Source organism: Methylocapsa polymorpha (genome assembly GCF_045689225.1).
Lineage (GTDB): Bacteria > Pseudomonadota > Alphaproteobacteria > Rhizobiales > Beijerinckiaceae > Methylocapsa > Methylocapsa polymorpha.
Genome location: NZ_CP136862.1, coordinates 604,795 through 622,038 on the forward strand (window position 1 = coordinate 604,795; position 17,244 = coordinate 622,038).

A 17,244-nucleotide genomic window follows, 5' to 3' on the forward strand; every position below is an offset into this window, starting at 1 on the left:
CCGAGCCTGAAATCTGAATGAAATCCTCACCTGTGTGACCGCCGCGCCACAGGCGCGTCGCCCTCTTGCCTATTGGAGCGGCGTTTGATGGGCATCATCTGACGCCTCATCGCTTGATGCGGCCGCCGCCCGGCAAAACGGGTGAAAGAAGCGCGCGCCAATCACGCAAAAGCAAGCGCTGGCCCCCTGCCGGTTGGGCTGGCGACAGGTCGTCTCAACCCGTCGCTACTCCTGTGTCGAGATCAGACGTATCTATCGTCTCGCCGAGCGCTGCGGAGAGCTTGTTACGATCGAGCTCGCTTTCCCACGAGGAGACCACGATGGTTGCGACGCCGTTCCCGATGATATTCGTCAGGGCCCGGCATTCGCTCATGAACTTATCGACGCCAAGCAGGATCGCCATGCCAGGAACGAGAGCCGGGCTGACCGCGCCCAGCGTCGCTGCGAGCGTTATGAAGCCGGCTCCCGTAACGCCGCTCGCACCCTTGGACGTCAGCATCGCAACGGCGAGTATGGTGGCCTGCTGGCTGACCGACAGGTCGACGCCCATGGCCTGCGCGACGAACAAGGTCGCCAAGGTCATATAGATGTTGGTGCCGTCGAGGTTGAAGGAATAACCCGTCGGCACGACAAGTCCGACGACCGGCTTGGAGCAGCCGAGCCGCTCGAGCTTCTCCATGAGCGCCGGCAGCGCGCTCTCGGACGAGCTCGTGCCGAGCACGATAAGGAGCTCGGCTTTAATATAGTTCAGGAACCGGAAAATGTTGAAGCCAGCGATGCGGGCGACCGCGCCGAGGATAATGACGATGAAAATGGCCGAGGTCAGATAGAAAGTGGCGACAAGGCCGATGAGATTGCCCAGCGACGCGGGACCATATTTGCCGACCGTGAAGGCCATGGCGCCGAAAGCGCCGACCGGCGCCGCCTTCATGACGAGATTGATCACGCCGAAAACGCCATGCGCCATATCGTCGATCAAACCGACCAAGGTCTTGCCGCGTTCGCCCAGCGCCATCAAGGCGAAGCCGAACAGGATCGAAAACAACAGAACCTGCAGAACGTCGCCTTTCGCGAAGGCGCCGACAACGCTGTCTGGTATAATGTCGAGCGCGAAATCGACCGAACGCCGGGCCGCGGCCTGCTCAGCGAAGGCCTCGACCAAAGCCGGGTCCGGCTTGCCCGAGAAGCCCGCGCCTGGACGCAGCAATCCGCCGACGACGAGTCCGATCGCCAGGGCGAAAGTCGAGACGGTCTCGAAATAGACGAGCGCCTTGACCGCGACGCGTCCCACCTTCCGGGCGTCCGAGATATGGGCGATGCCAGAGACGACCGTGCAAAAGATGATCGGCGCGATCACCATCTTGATGAGCTTGACGAAGCCGTCGCCGAGCGCCTTCACCCATTCATTCGTCGCCCATTGCGGCGCAAGCCAGCCGAACAAAGCGCCGAAAACGATCGCGACGAGAACTTGTACGTAGAGAATTTTGTAGAAAGGCTTTGCCGGCCGTCTCACACGAGCGGCGGACGAGATTGCAACCATGGACATATCCTCGCCGTCGACAGCGTCCGGCTGGACGCGTCAAGAAGAGCCTTGATCATCGCCCGCCAAAGTCAAGAATGATCAGAAGGCTGCTTTAAGGGCTAGCTGCTGGAATCGACTGCGGTCTTGGCGAGCGTGCTCGGCGCCAAAGCCGCCGATCTATCGGCGACGGCTTATTTTGTCCGCGAGCATCCTGTCATTTTCGCACGCGGGCAATTTCCGCAGGGCTCTGGCGCCCACAGCTGAAGCGGAGCATATTTAAGAATTGCATGGCAAAGCGCGGCGACGTGCTTAAGTTAACGGAAATGTTGCGCCGCCCCCAAAAGGCTGATTTCTCCGGTCCTGATTATGAAAGCATCGAAACCCAAAGCCGAAGCCGGCAGGGCCGCGCCGCGCGGCGCGAAAACCCCGACGAAGTCGGCTGCGGCCGCCGTGCACACGGACATGCCCCAGCCGCCGACCGCAGGCCGCGCGATCGTGATCCGCGGCGCGCGCGAGCATAATCTCAAGAACGTCGATCTCACTTTGCCGCGCGATAAGTTCATCGTCTTCACCGGGCTCTCGGGCTCGGGAAAATCCTCGCTCGCCTTTGACACGATCTATGCGGAAGGCCAGCGCCGCTATGTCGAGTCGCTTTCGGCCTATGCGCGGCAATTTCTAGAGATGATGCAAAAGCCCGACGTCGATCAAATCGACGGGCTCTCGCCGGCGATCTCGATCGAGCAGAAGACGACATCGAAAAATCCGCGCTCCACCGTCGGCACCGTCACCGAGATCTATGATTACATGCGGCTGCTGTTCGCGCGCATCGGCGTCCCCTATTCGCCGGCGACAGGGCTTCCGATCGAAAGCCAGACCGTGAGCCAGATGGTCGATCGCGTGACCGCCTTGCCCGAACGCACCCGGCTTTATCTGATCGCGCCGGTGATCCGCGGCCGCAAGGGCGAATATCGCAAGGAGATCGCCGATTTCATGAAGCGCGGATTTCAGCGCGTGAAGATTGACGGGCAATTCTATGAGATCGCCGACGCGCCCGCGCTGGACAAGAAGCTAAAGCATGACATCGATGTGGTGGTCGATCGGATCATGGTGCGGCCCGACATAAAATCGCGGCTGTCGGAGAGCCTCGAGACGGCGCTCGAACTCGCCGACGGCATTGCGATCGCCGAATATGCCGATGAGACCGACGAAAAGGGCCGGCCGAAGCGCATCACCTTCTCGGCAAAATTCGCTTGCCCTGTGTCCGGCTTCACGATCCCTGAAATCGAGCCAAGGCTTTTTTCCTTCAACAACCCTTTCGGCGCCTGTCCTCATTGCGGCGGACTCGGAGTCGAGCAGACCGTCGACGCCGATTTGATTGTGCCAGACCCCAAGCTCACTTTGCGCAAGGGCGCGATCGCGCCATGGGCGCGCTCGACCTCGCCCTATTATCTGCAGACCCTCGAAGCCCTGGGCAAGCATTTCAAGTTTCGCCTCGATGTCCCTTTCGAGAAGCTGCCGAAACAGGCGCAAGACGTGATCCTCTACGGCTCCGGCGACGAGCCTGTGCGCTTCGCCTATGAAGACGGCATGCGCGCTTATGAGGTGAACAAGCCTTTTGAGGGCGTCATCCGCAATCTCGAACGCCGCTATCGCGAGACCGAGAGCGAGTGGTCGCGCGAGGAGATCGCCCGCTACATGACCGCGACGCCCTGCGGCGTCTGCCATGGCGACCGTCTGCGGCCGGAGGCCCTGGCGGTCAAGATCGACGGCCGCCATATCGGCGAAGTGACGGCGCTCTCCGTGCGCGCCGCGCATGGCTGGTTCGAAGCGCTCGATGGAAAGCTCGATCCGAAGCGGCGCGAGATCGCCAGCCGCGTCCTCAAAGAGATCCGTGAAAGGCTCTCCTTTCTCATCGACGTCGGCCTGGATTATCTGACCCTTGGCCGCGCGGCCGGCACCTTGTCGGGCGGCGAGAGCCAGCGCATCAGGCTCGCCTCGCAGATCGGCTCCGGCCTCACCGGCGTGCTTTACGTTTTGGACGAACCGTCGATCGGCCTGCATCAACGCGACAATGCAAGGCTGCTCGACACATTGCGGCGGCTGCGCGATCTCGGCAACACGGTGATTGTCGTCGAGCATGACGAGGATGCGATCCTCGCCGCCGATCATGTCGTCGACGTCGGGCCAGGCGCCGGCATTCATGGCGGCGAGATCGTGTCGCAAGGAACCGCCGCCGAGATCATGGCGGACAAGAATTCGCTGACCGGCCAATATTTGACAGGCGCGCGAGAGGTCGCAGCGTTGCGCCCGCGCCGCAAGCCGGAGCCCGCGCGCAAGTTGCAGATCGTCGGGGCGCATGGCAATAATTTGAAGAATGTCTCGGTCTCGATCCCGCTCGGGCTTTTCACCGGCATTACCGGCGTCTCCGGCGGCGGCAAATCGACCCTCATCATCGATACGCTCTACAAGGCGGCGGCGCGGCGGCTCAATGGCGCGGTCGAACATCCGGCGCCGCATGAACGCATTGATGGGCTCGAACAGCTCGACAAGGTGATCGACATAGATCAGTCGCCGATCGGGCGCACGCCGCGCTCCAATCCCGCCACCTACACAGGCGCCTTCACGCCGATCCGCGAATGGTTCGCGGGCCTTCCCGAAGCGAAAGCGCGCGGCTATCTACCAGGCCGCTTCTCGTTCAACGTCAAGGGTGGGCGCTGCGAAGCCTGCCAGGGCGATGGCGTGATCAAGATCGAGATGCATTTCCTGCCCGACGTTTATGTCACTTGCGACGTCTGCAAGGGCAAGCGTTACGACCGCGAAACCCTGGAAGTGAAATATCGCGACAAGTCGATCGCCGACGTGCTCGACATGACGGTCGAGGAAGCGGCGATCCTGTTCAAGGCGGTGCCTTCGATCCGCGACAAGATGGAGACGCTCGCCCGCGTCGGCCTGAACTATGTGAAAGTCGGCCAGCAGGCGAATACTTTGTCAGGCGGCGAAGCGCAGCGCGTGAAACTCGCCAAGGAGCTGTCGCGGCGCTCAACCGGACGCACGCTCTACATTCTCGACGAGCCGACGACAGGGTTGCATTTCCACGATGTCGCCAAGCTGCTCGAAGTGCTGCATGAGCTTGTCGACCAAGGCAACACGGTCATCGTGATCGAGCATAATCTTGAGGTCGTGAAGACCGCCGATTGGATCATCGACCTCGGCCCCGAAGGCGGCGACGGCGGCGGCGAGATCGTCGCGCAAGGCCCGCCCGAAGCGATCGTGAAAGAGAAAAAAAGCTACACGGGCCAGTATCTGCGCGAAGTGCTGGAGCGCCGGCCGGCAGCGAAGGGAAAGCAAGCGGCGGAATGAGCGAACGCCTTCGTAACATCAGAACGCAATCAGCAGGCCCGCGGTAGCACTGTGGATGGATGCGCTGCTCGCCAGCGTGCCGTCATAGCGGGCGAACAGATTCACCGATTGCATCGGCAAGCTGAAACGAACGCCGACGGCCGCCGCGTCCCGCGGCCAGCGTGCGCCATTGACCGTGAAGTTCGCATCCGGCGTACCTTGGAGATTTGCTTCGACGCTGCGGTTAACGTCAGCAAAATCATGCGCCCAGCCGGCGCGCGCGGAAACGCTCAAGGGCGCGGCGAGACCGAGCGGAAAGTCGTAGGTCAGTTCAGCCCCGAGCGCGCCAAGCGCCAAAGCAGCAGTGCGGCTGCTGACGTTCAGGTTAATCGCTCCGGCGCCGCCTTCGGCGAAACCGTTCTGTCCGACCACTATGCCTTGGAACGAAGCGAAGGGCGCGGCCGTCGTGCGATCGTCCAATCGGAGACGATATCCGGCCTCGGCGCGGGAGAGAAAAGCATTGTCCGCCACGTAACCAAACGCCGTGCGCGACACGCCGGGAAAGTTAATGCTGCGGCTCACTCCCGCGCTGTTGTAGGAATAGCCAACGGCGCCGTCGGCATACCATGGCCCCGCCGCATAGCCAACATATGATCCTATAGCAAATGTATCGAGGCCGCCGCTGCCGGAAAACCCAACCGCATTGAAGGCGCTGCGCGCGTAAGCCGCCGCCACGCCGGCCTGCAAAGCCGGAGAGAAGCGATAGTCGCCCCCCGCGGCAATTCCGCCGCCGCCAAAGCCCAATCCGTGCACGTCGCCATTGCCGAACAAGGCGCCGCCGCCGCCAAAGCCGCTCACCCATGGCCGCCACGCGCCGCCATCGGCCAGGCTCGTAAAGTCACGCGCCAAATGCGTCTGATCGCGCAATACGTCGAGGAACATCCGCCCGACGCCGATCGCCACCGATGGCGCATCGGCATAGATCTCGCCGTCGAGCTGCGCCAAAGCCGTGCGGAGGGGACCGGGCGCGCCGATATTGAGGAGGTCAAGCGCGTTGTAAACAGAGTCCATATCGGTGAACAAGGGCGGCGGTGTAGCGTGATCGAGAGCGGTCGCGACCGCGCCCGCGTTGCCGCCGCCAGCGCGCGGCGCATAGGCTAGGGCGTAGGCGCCGACGGGCTGCTGGTTGACATAGTCGGTGGCGGGCAAGCGTTGCGCATTTTGGCAATTTGGGCTCGCGCTCGTGCCGATCAGGTACTCCTGCGGCGGGCCGCCCCTTCCCCACGGCCCTGGAGGATGCCCGCTAGGCCCAGGCACTCCCGGAAAATTACCGAGGACGGGCCCACCCGTGCCGACCAGGATGCAGGTTCCCGCGGGTATCGTCACGATTGTCACGTTCTCGGGCAGCCAGGGCAGCGCCAGCGCGTCCTTTATCTGCGCCGGAGTCAACCCACGCACTGTATTTGATCCTGCGATGAAGCTCCCTAGCGCGGTGCTGGCGCCAGCGTTGCCGGTGGCTGCGGCGCCAGCTGGGGAATAGAACCTAACATATTGAGTTGACGTCGATGTCAACACGACGACCGCGGGCGAGGATGCGGTATTGACGAAGGAGAAAGGCTCCTGAGTTTGACCCAGATACACGTTGGCTTGAGCGCCGTTGGTGACCGGAGGCCCTAGTCCGTCGTTCCGAATGTACACCGGCCCAACGACAATCTGACCTGGCGGCAGAGGCAACCCGTCGACGCTTTGAGCGGGCGCCAGACCGACGAACCCAACCGCTAGGACCGTGGCGGCGGACAGAAGCAGGCAAGCACGCTGGATGATGTAGAAAATGCGCATTGCCGCCCCTTCGATCAGGAACTCAATTGAGGCGCCAAGTTTCGCCGACGACGATTCAATCCGATAATTATCGAACGATGTGTTATTGGGCGGGTTCGATCAAGCTGCAGCGTGGCGCCCCTCCGACCAAGGAGCCTCGTTTATTGTAGCCCGCGATATAATCGCAACACCAATACGCGCAGGACACGAATTCGCGGTCTACGCCTCTCGCGACGCGGGATATTTTACGGCGCAAGGTCTCTGCAGTTGCGACCTCATCCAGGTCTTCACTTCGACGGCTCACAACTATCATGACGCGCTGCAGCCACAAGGCGCTGGCCGGCGCCCAACGCCAGCGCGAGCGCTTTGGCATCGATTGGCGACGGCAGGTAACAACGATCCGGGCTGTTGGCGATGCGGTTGCAGTCAGCGGCGAGAACGTAGCGCAGCATCCGCCGGAGGCGATCATGAAAAGGGCCGAGTTCCGCCCCTTGCCTCTGCCTGCAATGAGCGGTCCGACGCAATGCGTAAAAATAAGCCCGATCGGCTCCCCGCTTGCCCAATGCGCCGCTGCGCCCTATGTTAGCCGTTCGCCTTGGGGTGCTGCCGGAGACGGCGGCTGAGATCATACCCATTGAACCTGAATCTGGATAATGCCAGCGCAGGGACCGGCACAGCGAAAACAGGCCGCAGAATCCCGCCTTTTTCGCAAAACCCGCCTCCTGCCCCCTGCAAGAAGAATCCGAGCCGGCTCGAGCGGAGGATCATGCGATGAACATTCAAGACAAGCCCAACGCCCTCGTCCCGCAAAGCGTGACATGCGGGCCGCTTCCGGGCTCGAAAAAGATTTATCATCGTCCGGAAGGCCGCCCCGACATCGCCGTTCCGCTCCGCGAAATCGCGCTCGACCCTTCCGCCAATGAACCGCCGGTCCGGGTCTATGACGCCTCCGGGCCTTACACGGATCTAGAGGCCCGGATTGACCTGACGCAAGGGCTCGCCCGGATCCGCGAGCCTTGGCTCAACCGCCGGCAAGGACTTGAAACCTATGCCGGACGCATGGTGCGGCCGGAGGACAACGGCTTTGTCGGGCCTGATCGCCTTGTGCCGCCCTGCCCCGCCAATAGATCGCCGCGCAAGGGCCGCGACGGCGCGCGCGTCACCCAATATGAATTCGCCCGCGCCGGAATCATCACCGAGGAAATGATTTTCGTCGCGGCGCGGGAAAACCTCGGCCGCGAGACAATGCTCGAAGAGGCGGAGGCGCGGCTCGCCGACGGCGAGAGCTTCGGCGCCTCCATTCCGGCTTTCGTCACGCCCGAATTCGTGCGCGACGAGATCGCCAGAGGCCGCGCGATCATCCCCGCCAATATCAACCACCCGGAACTCGAGCCGATGATCATCGGCCGCAACTTCCTGGTGAAGGTCAACGCCAATATCGGCAATTCGGCGGTGACGTCCTCCGTCGCCGAAGAGGTCGAGAAAATGGTCTGGGCGCTGCGCTGGGGCGCCGACACCGTGATGGATCTCTCGACCGGGCGCAACATCCACAATATCCGCGACTGGATCATCCGCAATTCGCCGGCGCCGATCGGCACGGTGCCGATCTATCAGGCGCTGGAAAAGGTCGATGGCGATCCGGTCAAGCTCACTTTCGAGATCTTCCGCGACACTTTGATCGAGCAGGCCGAGCAAGGCGTCGATTATTTCACGATCCATGCCGGCGTGCGGCTCGCCCATGTGCCGCTCACCGCCAGGCGCACGACCGGCATCGTCTCGCGCGGCGGCTCGATCATGGCGCGCTGGTGCCTCGCGCATCATAAGGAGAGCTTTCTCTACGAGCGCTTCGACGAGATTTGCGACATCATGCGCGCCTATGACGTCTCCTTTTCGCTGGGCGACGGATTGCGCCCGGGCTCCATCGCCGACGCCAATGATCGCGCGCAATTCGCCGAGCTCGAGACGCTTGGGGAATTGACCAAGATCGCCTGGGCGAAAGGCTGCCAGGTCATGATCGAAGGCCCCGGCCATGTGCCGATGCACAAGATCAAGATCAACATGGAGAAGCAGCTGAAGGAATGCGACGAGGCGCCTTTCTACACGCTCGGGCCGCTGACCACCGATATCGCGCCGGGCTATGACCACATCACGTCGGGCATAGGCGCGGCGATGATCGGCTGGTTTGGCTGCGCCATGCTCTGCTATGTGACGCCGAAGGAGCATCTCGGCCTGCCGGACCGCGACGACGTCAAGACGGGCGTCATCACCTATCGCATCGCGGCCCATGCCGGCGATCTCGCCAAGGGGCACCCGGCGGCGCAGATCAGGGACGACGCGGTGTCGCGCGCGCGGTTTGATTTCCGCTGGCAGGATCAGTTCAACCTCGGGCTCGATCCCGACACGGCGCGGCTTTTCCACGACGAGACCTTGCCGAAGGAGGCACATAAGACCGCGCATTTCTGCTCGATGTGCGGGCCGCAATTCTGCTCGATGAAGATCACCCAGGATCTGCGCGAAGAGGTCTTGGCGATCGCCGAGCGCGAAAAAGGCATGGCTGAGAAGAGCGCGGAATTTCTGGAGAAGGGCGGCAAGCTTTACCTGTGAGGCGGAGCGGCTTCGCGCCTCGCTTCGCTAACAGCCTCACTCACCTCGCTGCGCCGGAATACCTCCGGGAGCGACGCGCGACGCAAAAGAGACTTGCAAAAGTGAACCGCTTCGCCGCCGTTCGAGCGGAACCAACGCATTGTCGCAGCATTGTCTATCGTCGGATAATAAATTTCTCCATGTTATTAAATTCGGAGGGGATTATGCTACGTAAATCTCTGATAATTTTGACATTTGCAGGAATAGCCGCCGGTAGCCCGAGTTTAGCGTTAGGCGTGGGGGAGGGAGGCGTCTGCGGAGGAATCGCCGGCATAGCATGCGACGGAAAATTGTGGTGCGATCCAGAACCGGGACATTGCGGCGGCGCAGATATCGCCGGGAAATGCATTGCCGTTCCGGAAATATGCAACAAGATATTTAAGCCCGTCTGCGGTTGTGACGACAAGACTTATAGCAATGACTGCGAGCGTCAGGCGGCAAAGGTGGCGAAAAAATCGGAAGGCGCATGCAAAGAATATAACAAGTAAATAAGGTAATCTCCCATAAGTCGTAGCCTCGCCGCCGATCGGGGGAAGCGGATTTTAGCATCTGTTCGCCCCAACTATCGGTGGCGGCGTCAGAGATCTGCGACGCGCTGACCAAGGTCGAGGGCGTGGCCGGCATCTGCAACGGAACCGCCGCGGCCCATCCTCAGAAGCAGATTGACGATGAGGCGCTCAAAAAATTCGGGCGGCGCGCTGCGAATGCGGTCAAGTAATTCCTGCGCACGGGAGGCTTCAATTGCCGATGCCCCGCCCAGATAATCTCATCTAGCGTCTCTTTTTGGTTCGTCAAAGATAGTCGGCAGTTCACCTCCTGGAAAGACAGTTGGCGACAGGACCGCCGGCGGCTGGCTGCATGGCTTTTGCTCGGCGCGCTTCCGATGTGTATAAGCTCGGGCTGGAACGGCCCGGCGCGCCGTAATCCGATTATCCCTCCGGCCGCGAACGCCTAGCGAACTCTCATGAGCAAACAAGAAAAATCGCTGTTCATGACCTTTCTCATGACGCCCGAAATGGCCAATTTCTCCGGCCACGTTCATGGCGGCGCCATATTGAAGCTGCTCGACCAGGTCGCCTATGCCTGCGCCGCTCGATATTGCAAGACCTACGTGGTGACGGCCTCTCTTGACCAAGTGATCTTCAAGGAGCCGATCAGGGTCGGCGAATTGGTGACCTTCAAGGCCAATGTGAATTACGTCGGCCGGACCTCGATGGAGATCGGCATCAAGGTCATCTCCGAAAACTTGACCACCCAAGAAGCCCGTCATACAAATTCATGCTATTTTACGATGGTCGCCCGGAAGGAGGACGGCAGCCCTAGCGTCGTGCCGCCTCTCGAAATCGAGACCGAGATCGAACGACGGCTGTTCGAAGCTGGCAAGATGCGCAAGGAAATGCGCAACGAGATCATGGAAAGAAACAAATCGCTCCATGTCGGGATGCCGGATTGAGGGCCGCCGCGACTGAAGCCGCCACCCGACACGACAGTACGGCGCATTTTTTGCTTGCCTAAACAATAGGCGTTTTTAGGCCGGGGCTGGTCGACGGGCCTCGATTTGAACGGCGTCAAACACGAATGACGTGGGCCGAGAAGCCGACGTTTCTACAAGGTCCAATCAACGGCTGGGTGGCCCCAGTCTTCCCCTCGATCTCGCCGGACCGCGCGCTCGATATGAAGGAAGGCGCGCGGCGCGACCCGGTAAGACGCGATTTCACCAGATCGAGGATCACATATGACTGCTATTACCGACACGCCTTTCGCCAAATTGGAGGCGGATGGCCGGCTCCTCAAGCCGACTTTGAAAGCCGACACGCATGTCGAAGGCCGCTTCGGCTTTCGCGGCGACATCTCCTACGACGGCCCGGAAACCATCCTCAAAGAGGTTTTCACCGTTTCTGAAAGCGGCAAGCCGGCGATCGGCTTCCTGGCGGGCTCCATCAAAGAATATGAGACCCTGCCCAAGCTCATCGAATCATTCGGCGACGCGCTTGATAGCGAAGGCAAATATTTCGTCTTTGTCGGGGACATTCCGCGCGGCAGTCGTTGGTATGTGCCGATCGGCTCAGCAAAGGTCTTCATCGTCTTCATCGATGATACGTCGGTCTACAATGAGCTGATTGACGCCTTCTACGTCGACAAGGTGAAGCTCAAGAAATTCGACACTTCCGCCAAGCTCGACGCCCTCGCCGACGTCGGACTGAAATACGCGTCGATTTCGGACTACGAAGAAATCTCTTTCGATGAAGGTTTGAAGCGCAAGAACGCCGCCTGAGCGAGACCAAGCTTGGCCGCAGGCGGCGAAGAAGTTTTATTCTGCGCCGCCGCGCCTCGCTCAAGACTTTCGTCGCCTCGGCCCACACGGAGAGCAGGCGCGCCAGCGCTTGATCCGCGACGATTGCGCGGACGCGCCATGGTTCCGAACATTTCATGATCAGGAACTTGACGCGCATCAAAGCGCGCTTAATTAGCGTTTGGTATCTGTAATTGCGTTTTTCACGGCTTCGCCGTCGCCTGCCGCGAAGCAAAAGGTCCGAAGGAGGAGCCCATGAGAAGCGCCGCAATACTTGTCATAGGCGCCGTTCTCGTCCTCGGATCGGCGCCCGCCCTCGCCCGGAACCGAGGCGAACGCCAGGATCGAACGCCGCAGACCGCGAACCAGATCCTCGACGAGGAGGTGGCGCAGATTGCTCAAATCAGGGCGAAGCTGCTCCTCGCGCCCGACCAGGAAAAAAACTGGTCCGATCTCGAGACCGCCTTACGCGATATCGCAAAGAAGCGCGCTGACCGCATGGTCGTCATGAGAACCGAGATGGCCCAGCAAAAGGGCCCTGTCGACCTGATCGAACAATGGCGCGGCATTGCGGATATCTTGAACGAGCGCTCCATCGACCTGAAGACATTGGCTGACGCCGCCCAACCGCTGTATTCGACTCTTAGCGATGAGCAGAAGAAACACTTCAAGGAAGAGATTGAGCGCCTCGAAAAGACTACCTCCGCGCCAGGCTTGAAATGAAAAACTGACGGCTGAGCAAAAGCCGCGGCAGTCTGTTAACCGGCGCCTATGGGCGCCAATTCTATGATCGCGACGTCAGCAACACGCTCTACCATTTTGAGTCGAGGTTAACTCGCGCTTTCAAACGTCATGCGACGGGCGCGAACGTGGAGGCTTTGCGAAACCTCCGCGCCAATCAAACCATGTATTGTCCGCCATTCGCGGTCAGCGTTGAGCCCGTGATAAATCCGGACTCTTCGGCGACCAGAAAAACGACGCAGCGCGCGATTTCTTCCGGCTCGCCGAGACGCCGCACCGGAATGAGCGGCAGGACGGATTTCTCCAAGACCTCCGTCGGAACCGCCTTGACCATATCGGTTGCGATATAGCCGGGGCAGACGGCGTTGACGGTAATCCCCTTGCCGGCGTTTTCCTGCGCGAGCGACTTAGTGAAGCCGATGTCGCCCGCCTTGGACGCGGTATAATTCGTCTGCCCCATTTGACCCTTCTGGCCGTTGATGGAGGAAATATTGACGATCCGGCCGAAGCCGCGCGCCCGCATGCCCTCGATCACAGGGCGCGTCATGTTGTAAAGCGAATTCAGATTGGTGTTGATCACCTCGTACCACTGCTCAGGCGTCATCTTGTGGAACATGACGTCTCGGGTGATGCCGGCGTTATTGACGAGGATGTCGATGGGGCCAAGATCTTCGCCAATCTTCTTGAGGCCTTCCGCGCATTGCGCGTAATTCGAAACATCCCATTTGTAGACGGGAATACCCGTTTCGGCCTTGAATTTTGCTGCGGCCTCGTCATTGCCCGCATAATTCGCCGCGACCTGATAGCCGGCCGCCTGCAATCCCTTGCTGATGGCGGCGCCTATTCCGCGCGTGCCCCCACTCACTACCGCTACCCGAGCCATCCTGCGTCACCCCCTCAAAGCCGCCCCGAGTCCTGCGCCCGTCAAGCAGCGAAACCTGCGCAATCCCATGCCGGCGTTGCGCATAATTTTTTGTCAGATTGAATCATCCGATTGATTACGGAACTGCGCCAGATCAACAAGCCGGAGAATGTCCCGAAGAAAAAGCCGATTTCGGGACACTTCGAAAGCTCCGTCATGAGGCGAAGGAGCGCTCAATTTCTAATGCAACATATTTTCGCATTGTGACGCTTCTGCATCGCAACCCGAAAATGCTCCGACTGCGGCCGATCGCGCCGCCCAAGCCCGCATTCAACGTTCGATGGTCAGCGCGATGCCCATCCCGCCCCCGATGCAGAGGGTGGCCAGACCTTTCTTTGCGCCGCGGCGCCGCATTTCGTGCAGAAGCGTCGTGAGAACCCGCGCGCCCGAAGCGCCGATCGGGTGTCCAATCGCGATCGCCCCGCCATTGACGTTCACAATGGCCGGATCCCATCCCATGTCCTTATTGACGGCGATCGCCTGAGCCGCGAAAGCTTCATTCGCCTCGATGAGTTCGAGATCCTTGACTTTCCAGCCCGCCTTTTCGAGGGCTTTGCGCGAAGCCGGGATCGGCCCCGTGCCCATGATCGCCGGATCGACGCCCGCGGTCGCCCAGGAAGCTATGCGGCCAAGCGGAGTGAGCCCGCGCGCGGTCGCATCCTTGGCGCTCATCAGCACGAGCGCCGCGCCGCCGTCATTGATGCCGGATGCGTTGCCGGCCGTGACCGTGCCGTCCTTCGTGAAAGCCGGCTTTAGCTTGGCGAGCCCATCGAGCGTCGCGCCAACCCGGATGAATTCGTCGGTCTCGGCTATGACGTCGCCTTTCTTGGTGCTGATCACGAAGGGCGTGATTTCTTCCTTGAACCTTCCCTCCTTTTGCGCCGCCTCGGCCTTATTTTGCGAAGCGAGCGCGAATCGATCCTGCTCATCGCGGCTGATCTGCCATTTCGCCGCGACGTTTTCAGCCGTTTGTCCCATGTGATAGCCATGGAAAACATCAGTGAGCCCGTCGCGCAGCATGGTGTCGACAAATTTGAGCTCGCCCATCTTAACGCCGTTGCGCAAATGAGCGCCGTGCTGCGAGAGCGACATGCTTTCCTGGCCTCCGGCCACAATAATATTGGCGTCGCCGTTGAGGATCTGCTGCATCCCGAGGGCCACTGCGCGCAGGCCCGAGCCGCAGACCTGATTCAGGCCCCAGGCTGTCTTTTCCTGCGGAACGCCCGCCTTCATCGCCGCCTGGCGGGCCGGATTCTGACCTTGCCCAGCGGTCAGGACTTGGCCCAGGATGACTTCGTCCACATCGGCGGCGTCGACCTTGGCGCGATCGAGCGCAGCTTTGATCGCGGCCGCGCCGAGCTCATGCGCTGGCGTCGCGGCGAAGGAGCCATTGAAGGATCCAACGGCCGTGCGCGCCGCGCTCACGATTACGATATCACGTGACATTGGGCATTCTCCTTGGGTTCAGCCCCGGCTGGAGCTTCCACAGGCGTTATTCGTAAGGGTAGCACATTAAAGTCGCCGCCCGCGAGCCCAGCGGCAGGTCGAATTGGCGCGGCAAATATCGCTTTCTGCACGAATCGAGGCTCGAAATCGGTTTTCGCTTTTGGATAATGCGCTTATTCTGAGAAAAACGCATGTCACAGGGAGGAAGCGCTGAGGACGCGGCGGAATATGCGACGAAGCAGGAACTGGACGAAGGTTTCCCGGCGGACCGGGATCGACGAGGCCGGATGTCATGCAAAGTCGATCGATTCTTTATCTAGATAAGCTTCAATTTGATTTGAGCCAACGCAAAGCCCTTGCCGATTGGATGCGTCGATCGATCTGGAAGACGCGTCGGCCGTCCAACCCAAAGAACGGATTCCCCGGCGGATGGGCTTTGAGCGCAATGATTTGATTTTTCCGGAGTTTCTCTCGAGCACAAGCGAGCCTTCGGTCCGGCGAGATCCACTGGCGTCCAAGATCACTTCCTGAAGGCGGGTAATCGACCATGGCCAATGATAAACGTCCTATCACGATCAAGAAATACGCGAACCGCCGCCTCTACAATACGAGCACGAGCGCCTATGTGACGCTTGAGGATCTCGCCGTCATGGTCAAGAGCGGCGACGATTTCGTCGTCTTCGACGCCAAAAGCGGCGAAGATATTACCAGGTCGGTGCTGACGCAGATTATTTTCGAACAGGAAGGCAAAGGCGGCCAGAGCCTGCTGCCGATCACATTCTTGCGCCAGCTCATCCGCTTTTATGGCGACAGCATGCAAATGCTCGTGCCGAGCTATCTCGAGTTCACGATCGACAAGCTGACGAGCGAGCAAGGCCGGTTCCGCGACAAGGTCGCCGCCGGCTTCGGCGCTCCCCTCACCGGTCCTATATTCACTTCGCTCGAGGAGCAAACCCGCAAGAACATGGCCTTGTTCAATCAGGCGCTCGGATTGTTCAGCCCATTCGCCGCGCCTGCCCAGCCGTCGGCGGAAAAGCCTGGCGCCGAGCCCGCCGAGGCGTCCGCCAAGACAGACATCGAGGAAATGAAACGTCAGCTCGAGGAATTGCAGAAGCGCATAGAGGGCATGGCGTCGAAAGAGTGACTCTCCGCTTTGGCGCGCCGCCGACAAGGCCCTGCTTGAGCCAATCGTCATCCAGACGCGGAGCCCGGCCGCCAGCCCGGCGGCGCGAGATCAAAGCCGGAAAACTCGAACCCCGGCGCGACGCTGCAACCAACGAGCGTCCAGGCGCCGAGGCTCCATGCGCTCTGCCACCAATGCGCCGGGACGATGAATTGCGGGCGCTGGCCCGCGGAAAGATCATTGCCGAGGACATGCCCGCTCGTCTCCTCGCCATCTCGCGAGACGCTGATCTGCAAGGGCGCGCCGGCGTAAAAATGCCAGACCTCGGCGGCGTCCACTCTATGCCATTGCGAAATCTGGCCCGCCTCGAGAAGAAAATAGATGAGCGTCGAGGCGGCCCGACCCTGCGCGCCTTGCGCGGAATCTTTGAAAGTTTGCCGAAAATGCCCGCCTTCGGGGTGCGGCCTCAGATCAAGCAGGCTAATGATCTCGGCCGCGCTGAGGCCGGCTTCTTTATCGATCGGCATGGTCCCGCTTCCCGTCTTTTTCTGAGACATAAAGTGCGGGCTCACGCCCGGTTCTTGCGTTCGCGCAGCTCGGCGAAAACCGCGGCGGGGTCGGCGCCGCGCATGCCTAAGATCGCCTGAATGTCGGGTTCGTCGACGCGAAGGAAAGGATTGGTCGCAAGCTCCAACGCGATCGTGGTCGGGAGCGTGAATTCGCCCTCCTCGCGCTGGCGCGCGACCTCGAGCGCGCGTTGACGCAAATTCACATTGCCGGGATCGACGCTCAGGGCGAAACGGGCGTTCGCCAGCGTATATTCATGGCCGCAATAGATTTTCGTCTCGGCGGGAAGCGCCGCAAGCTTCATCAGCGAATGGAACAAAACCGCGGCCGGCTCCTCGAAGCCCCGGCCGCAGCCCATGGCGAACAAAGTGTCGCCCGTGAATGCGATATCTTCCTGCCGGAGCCAATAGGCTAGATGACCCGAGGTATGGCCCGGAACGTCCATCGCCGTGGCTTCGAGCGCGCCGATCGCGACGCTTTCGCCCTCGGCGATCGCGACGTCGAGACCCACGGCGATCTTGGCCGCCTCCCGCAGCGGCCCGACCACGCGAGCGTGCGGAAACCGCTCCTTGAGCCCCGCTATTCCCTGCACATGATCGGCATGGTGGTGGGTGATCAGGATGTCCGTCAGCCGCCACTCCCTCGCCGCCAGCGCAGCCAGGATCGGCGCGGCCTCGGGCGCATCTATGGCCGCCGTCGCGCCCGTCCGCGGATCGTGGAGGAGAACCCCGAAATTGTCCCTAAGGCAAAGGAACTGGTGGATGACGGCGGTCATTGACTTTGAGTTCCCTTCGTCAAGTTGTCGCCAACCGGGAGCAAGACCAAGAATG

The 17,244-nt window shown here is 60.9% G+C and carries 14 protein-coding genes and 1 riboswitch; of the genes, 8 read left to right on the forward strand and 6 right to left on the reverse strand.

Annotated features, from left to right (window positions below; genetic code table 11):
* Positions 1 to 214 precede the first annotated feature (214 nt).
* Entirely contained in the window at positions 215 to 1,540 is a 1,326-nt protein-coding gene (dctA, locus tag RZS28_RS02955) for a C4-dicarboxylate transporter DctA (protein WP_407339722.1), read from the reverse strand.
* A gap of 444 nt (positions 1,541 to 1,984) precedes the next feature.
* On the opposite strand from dctA, the gene uvrA reads away from it, so the two are divergent.
* On the forward strand, positions 1,985 to 4,882 hold the full coding sequence (uvrA, locus tag RZS28_RS02960; RefSeq protein WP_407341027.1) for an excinuclease ABC subunit UvrA: 2,898 nt from the start codon (positions 1,985 to 1,987) through the stop codon (positions 4,880 to 4,882).
* An 18-nt stretch (positions 4,883 to 4,900) separates the two neighbouring features.
* On the opposite strand, the gene RZS28_RS02965 is transcribed toward uvrA, so the two are convergent.
* The gene (locus tag RZS28_RS02965) at positions 4,901 to 6,700 is read right to left on the reverse strand and encodes an autotransporter domain-containing protein (RefSeq protein ID WP_407339723.1); all 1,800 of its coding nucleotides are present in this window, start codon (positions 6,698 to 6,700) and stop codon (positions 4,901 to 4,903) included.
* 290 nt (positions 6,701 to 6,990) lie between these two features.
* Here RZS28_RS02965 and RZS28_RS02970 point away from each other — a divergent pair, with 290 nt between their 5' ends.
* The 6 genes from RZS28_RS02970 (at position 6,991) to RZS28_RS02995 (ending at position 12,338) form a co-directional block, all read left to right on the forward strand.
* Positions 6,991 to 7,302 (forward strand): hypothetical protein, encoded by a 312-nt coding sequence (locus tag RZS28_RS02970; protein ID WP_407339724.1) that lies wholly within the window; start codon positions 6,991 to 6,993, stop codon positions 7,300 to 7,302.
* Positions 7,266 to 7,365, forward strand: a riboswitch (TPP riboswitch). Its footprint overlaps the gene before it by 37 nt.
* 85 nt (positions 7,366 to 7,450) lie before the next feature.
* Positions 7,451 to 9,283 (forward strand): phosphomethylpyrimidine synthase ThiC, encoded by a 1,833-nt coding sequence (gene thiC, locus RZS28_RS02975; RefSeq protein ID WP_407339725.1) that lies wholly within the window; start codon positions 7,451 to 7,453, stop codon positions 9,281 to 9,283.
* A gap of 101 nt (positions 9,284 to 9,384) precedes the next feature.
* Entirely contained in the window at positions 9,385 to 9,810 is a 426-nt protein-coding gene (locus RZS28_RS02980; protein WP_407339726.1) for a Kazal-type serine protease inhibitor family protein, read from the forward strand.
* 476 nt (positions 9,811 to 10,286) lie between these two features.
* On the forward strand, positions 10,287 to 10,775 hold the full coding sequence (locus RZS28_RS02985) for an acyl-CoA thioesterase (RefSeq protein ID WP_407339727.1): 489 nt from the start codon (positions 10,287 to 10,289) through the stop codon (positions 10,773 to 10,775).
* A 282-nt stretch (positions 10,776 to 11,057) separates the two neighbouring features.
* Positions 11,058 to 11,597, forward strand: coding sequence for a hypothetical protein (locus RZS28_RS02990; protein WP_407339728.1), 540 nt, complete (start codon positions 11,058 to 11,060; stop codon positions 11,595 to 11,597).
* Between the two features lie 273 nt (positions 11,598 to 11,870).
* Positions 11,871 to 12,338 (forward strand): Spy/CpxP family protein refolding chaperone, encoded by a 468-nt coding sequence (locus RZS28_RS02995; RefSeq protein ID WP_407339729.1) that lies wholly within the window; start codon positions 11,871 to 11,873, stop codon positions 12,336 to 12,338.
* Between the two features lie 175 nt (positions 12,339 to 12,513).
* Here RZS28_RS02995 and phbB read toward each other — a convergent pair whose 3' ends face one another.
* Both phbB and RZS28_RS03005 read right to left on the reverse strand, forming a co-directional pair.
* Positions 12,514 to 13,239 (reverse strand): acetoacetyl-CoA reductase, encoded by a 726-nt coding sequence (gene phbB, locus RZS28_RS03000; RefSeq protein WP_407339730.1) that lies wholly within the window; start codon positions 13,237 to 13,239, stop codon positions 12,514 to 12,516.
* A 309-nt stretch (positions 13,240 to 13,548) separates the two neighbouring features.
* On the reverse strand, positions 13,549 to 14,724 hold the full coding sequence (locus RZS28_RS03005) for an acetyl-CoA C-acetyltransferase (protein WP_407339731.1): 1,176 nt from the start codon (positions 14,722 to 14,724) through the stop codon (positions 13,549 to 13,551).
* A 547-nt stretch (positions 14,725 to 15,271) separates the two neighbouring features.
* Here RZS28_RS03005 and phaR point away from each other — a divergent pair.
* A complete protein-coding gene (phaR, locus tag RZS28_RS03010) occupies positions 15,272 to 15,868 on the forward strand; it encodes a polyhydroxyalkanoate synthesis repressor PhaR (RefSeq protein WP_407339732.1) in 597 nt (198 codons plus the stop codon).
* A gap of 47 nt (positions 15,869 to 15,915) precedes the next feature.
* Here phaR and RZS28_RS03015 read toward each other — a convergent pair whose 3' ends face one another.
* A complete protein-coding gene (locus RZS28_RS03015; protein WP_407339733.1) occupies positions 15,916 to 16,374 on the reverse strand; it encodes a cupin domain-containing protein in 459 nt (152 codons plus the stop codon).
* A 41-nt stretch (positions 16,375 to 16,415) separates the two neighbouring features.
* Positions 16,416 to 17,189 (reverse strand): hydroxyacylglutathione hydrolase, encoded by a 774-nt coding sequence (gene gloB / locus RZS28_RS03020; RefSeq protein ID WP_407339734.1) that lies wholly within the window; start codon positions 17,187 to 17,189, stop codon positions 16,416 to 16,418.
* Positions 17,190 to 17,244: the final 55 nt, after the last annotated feature.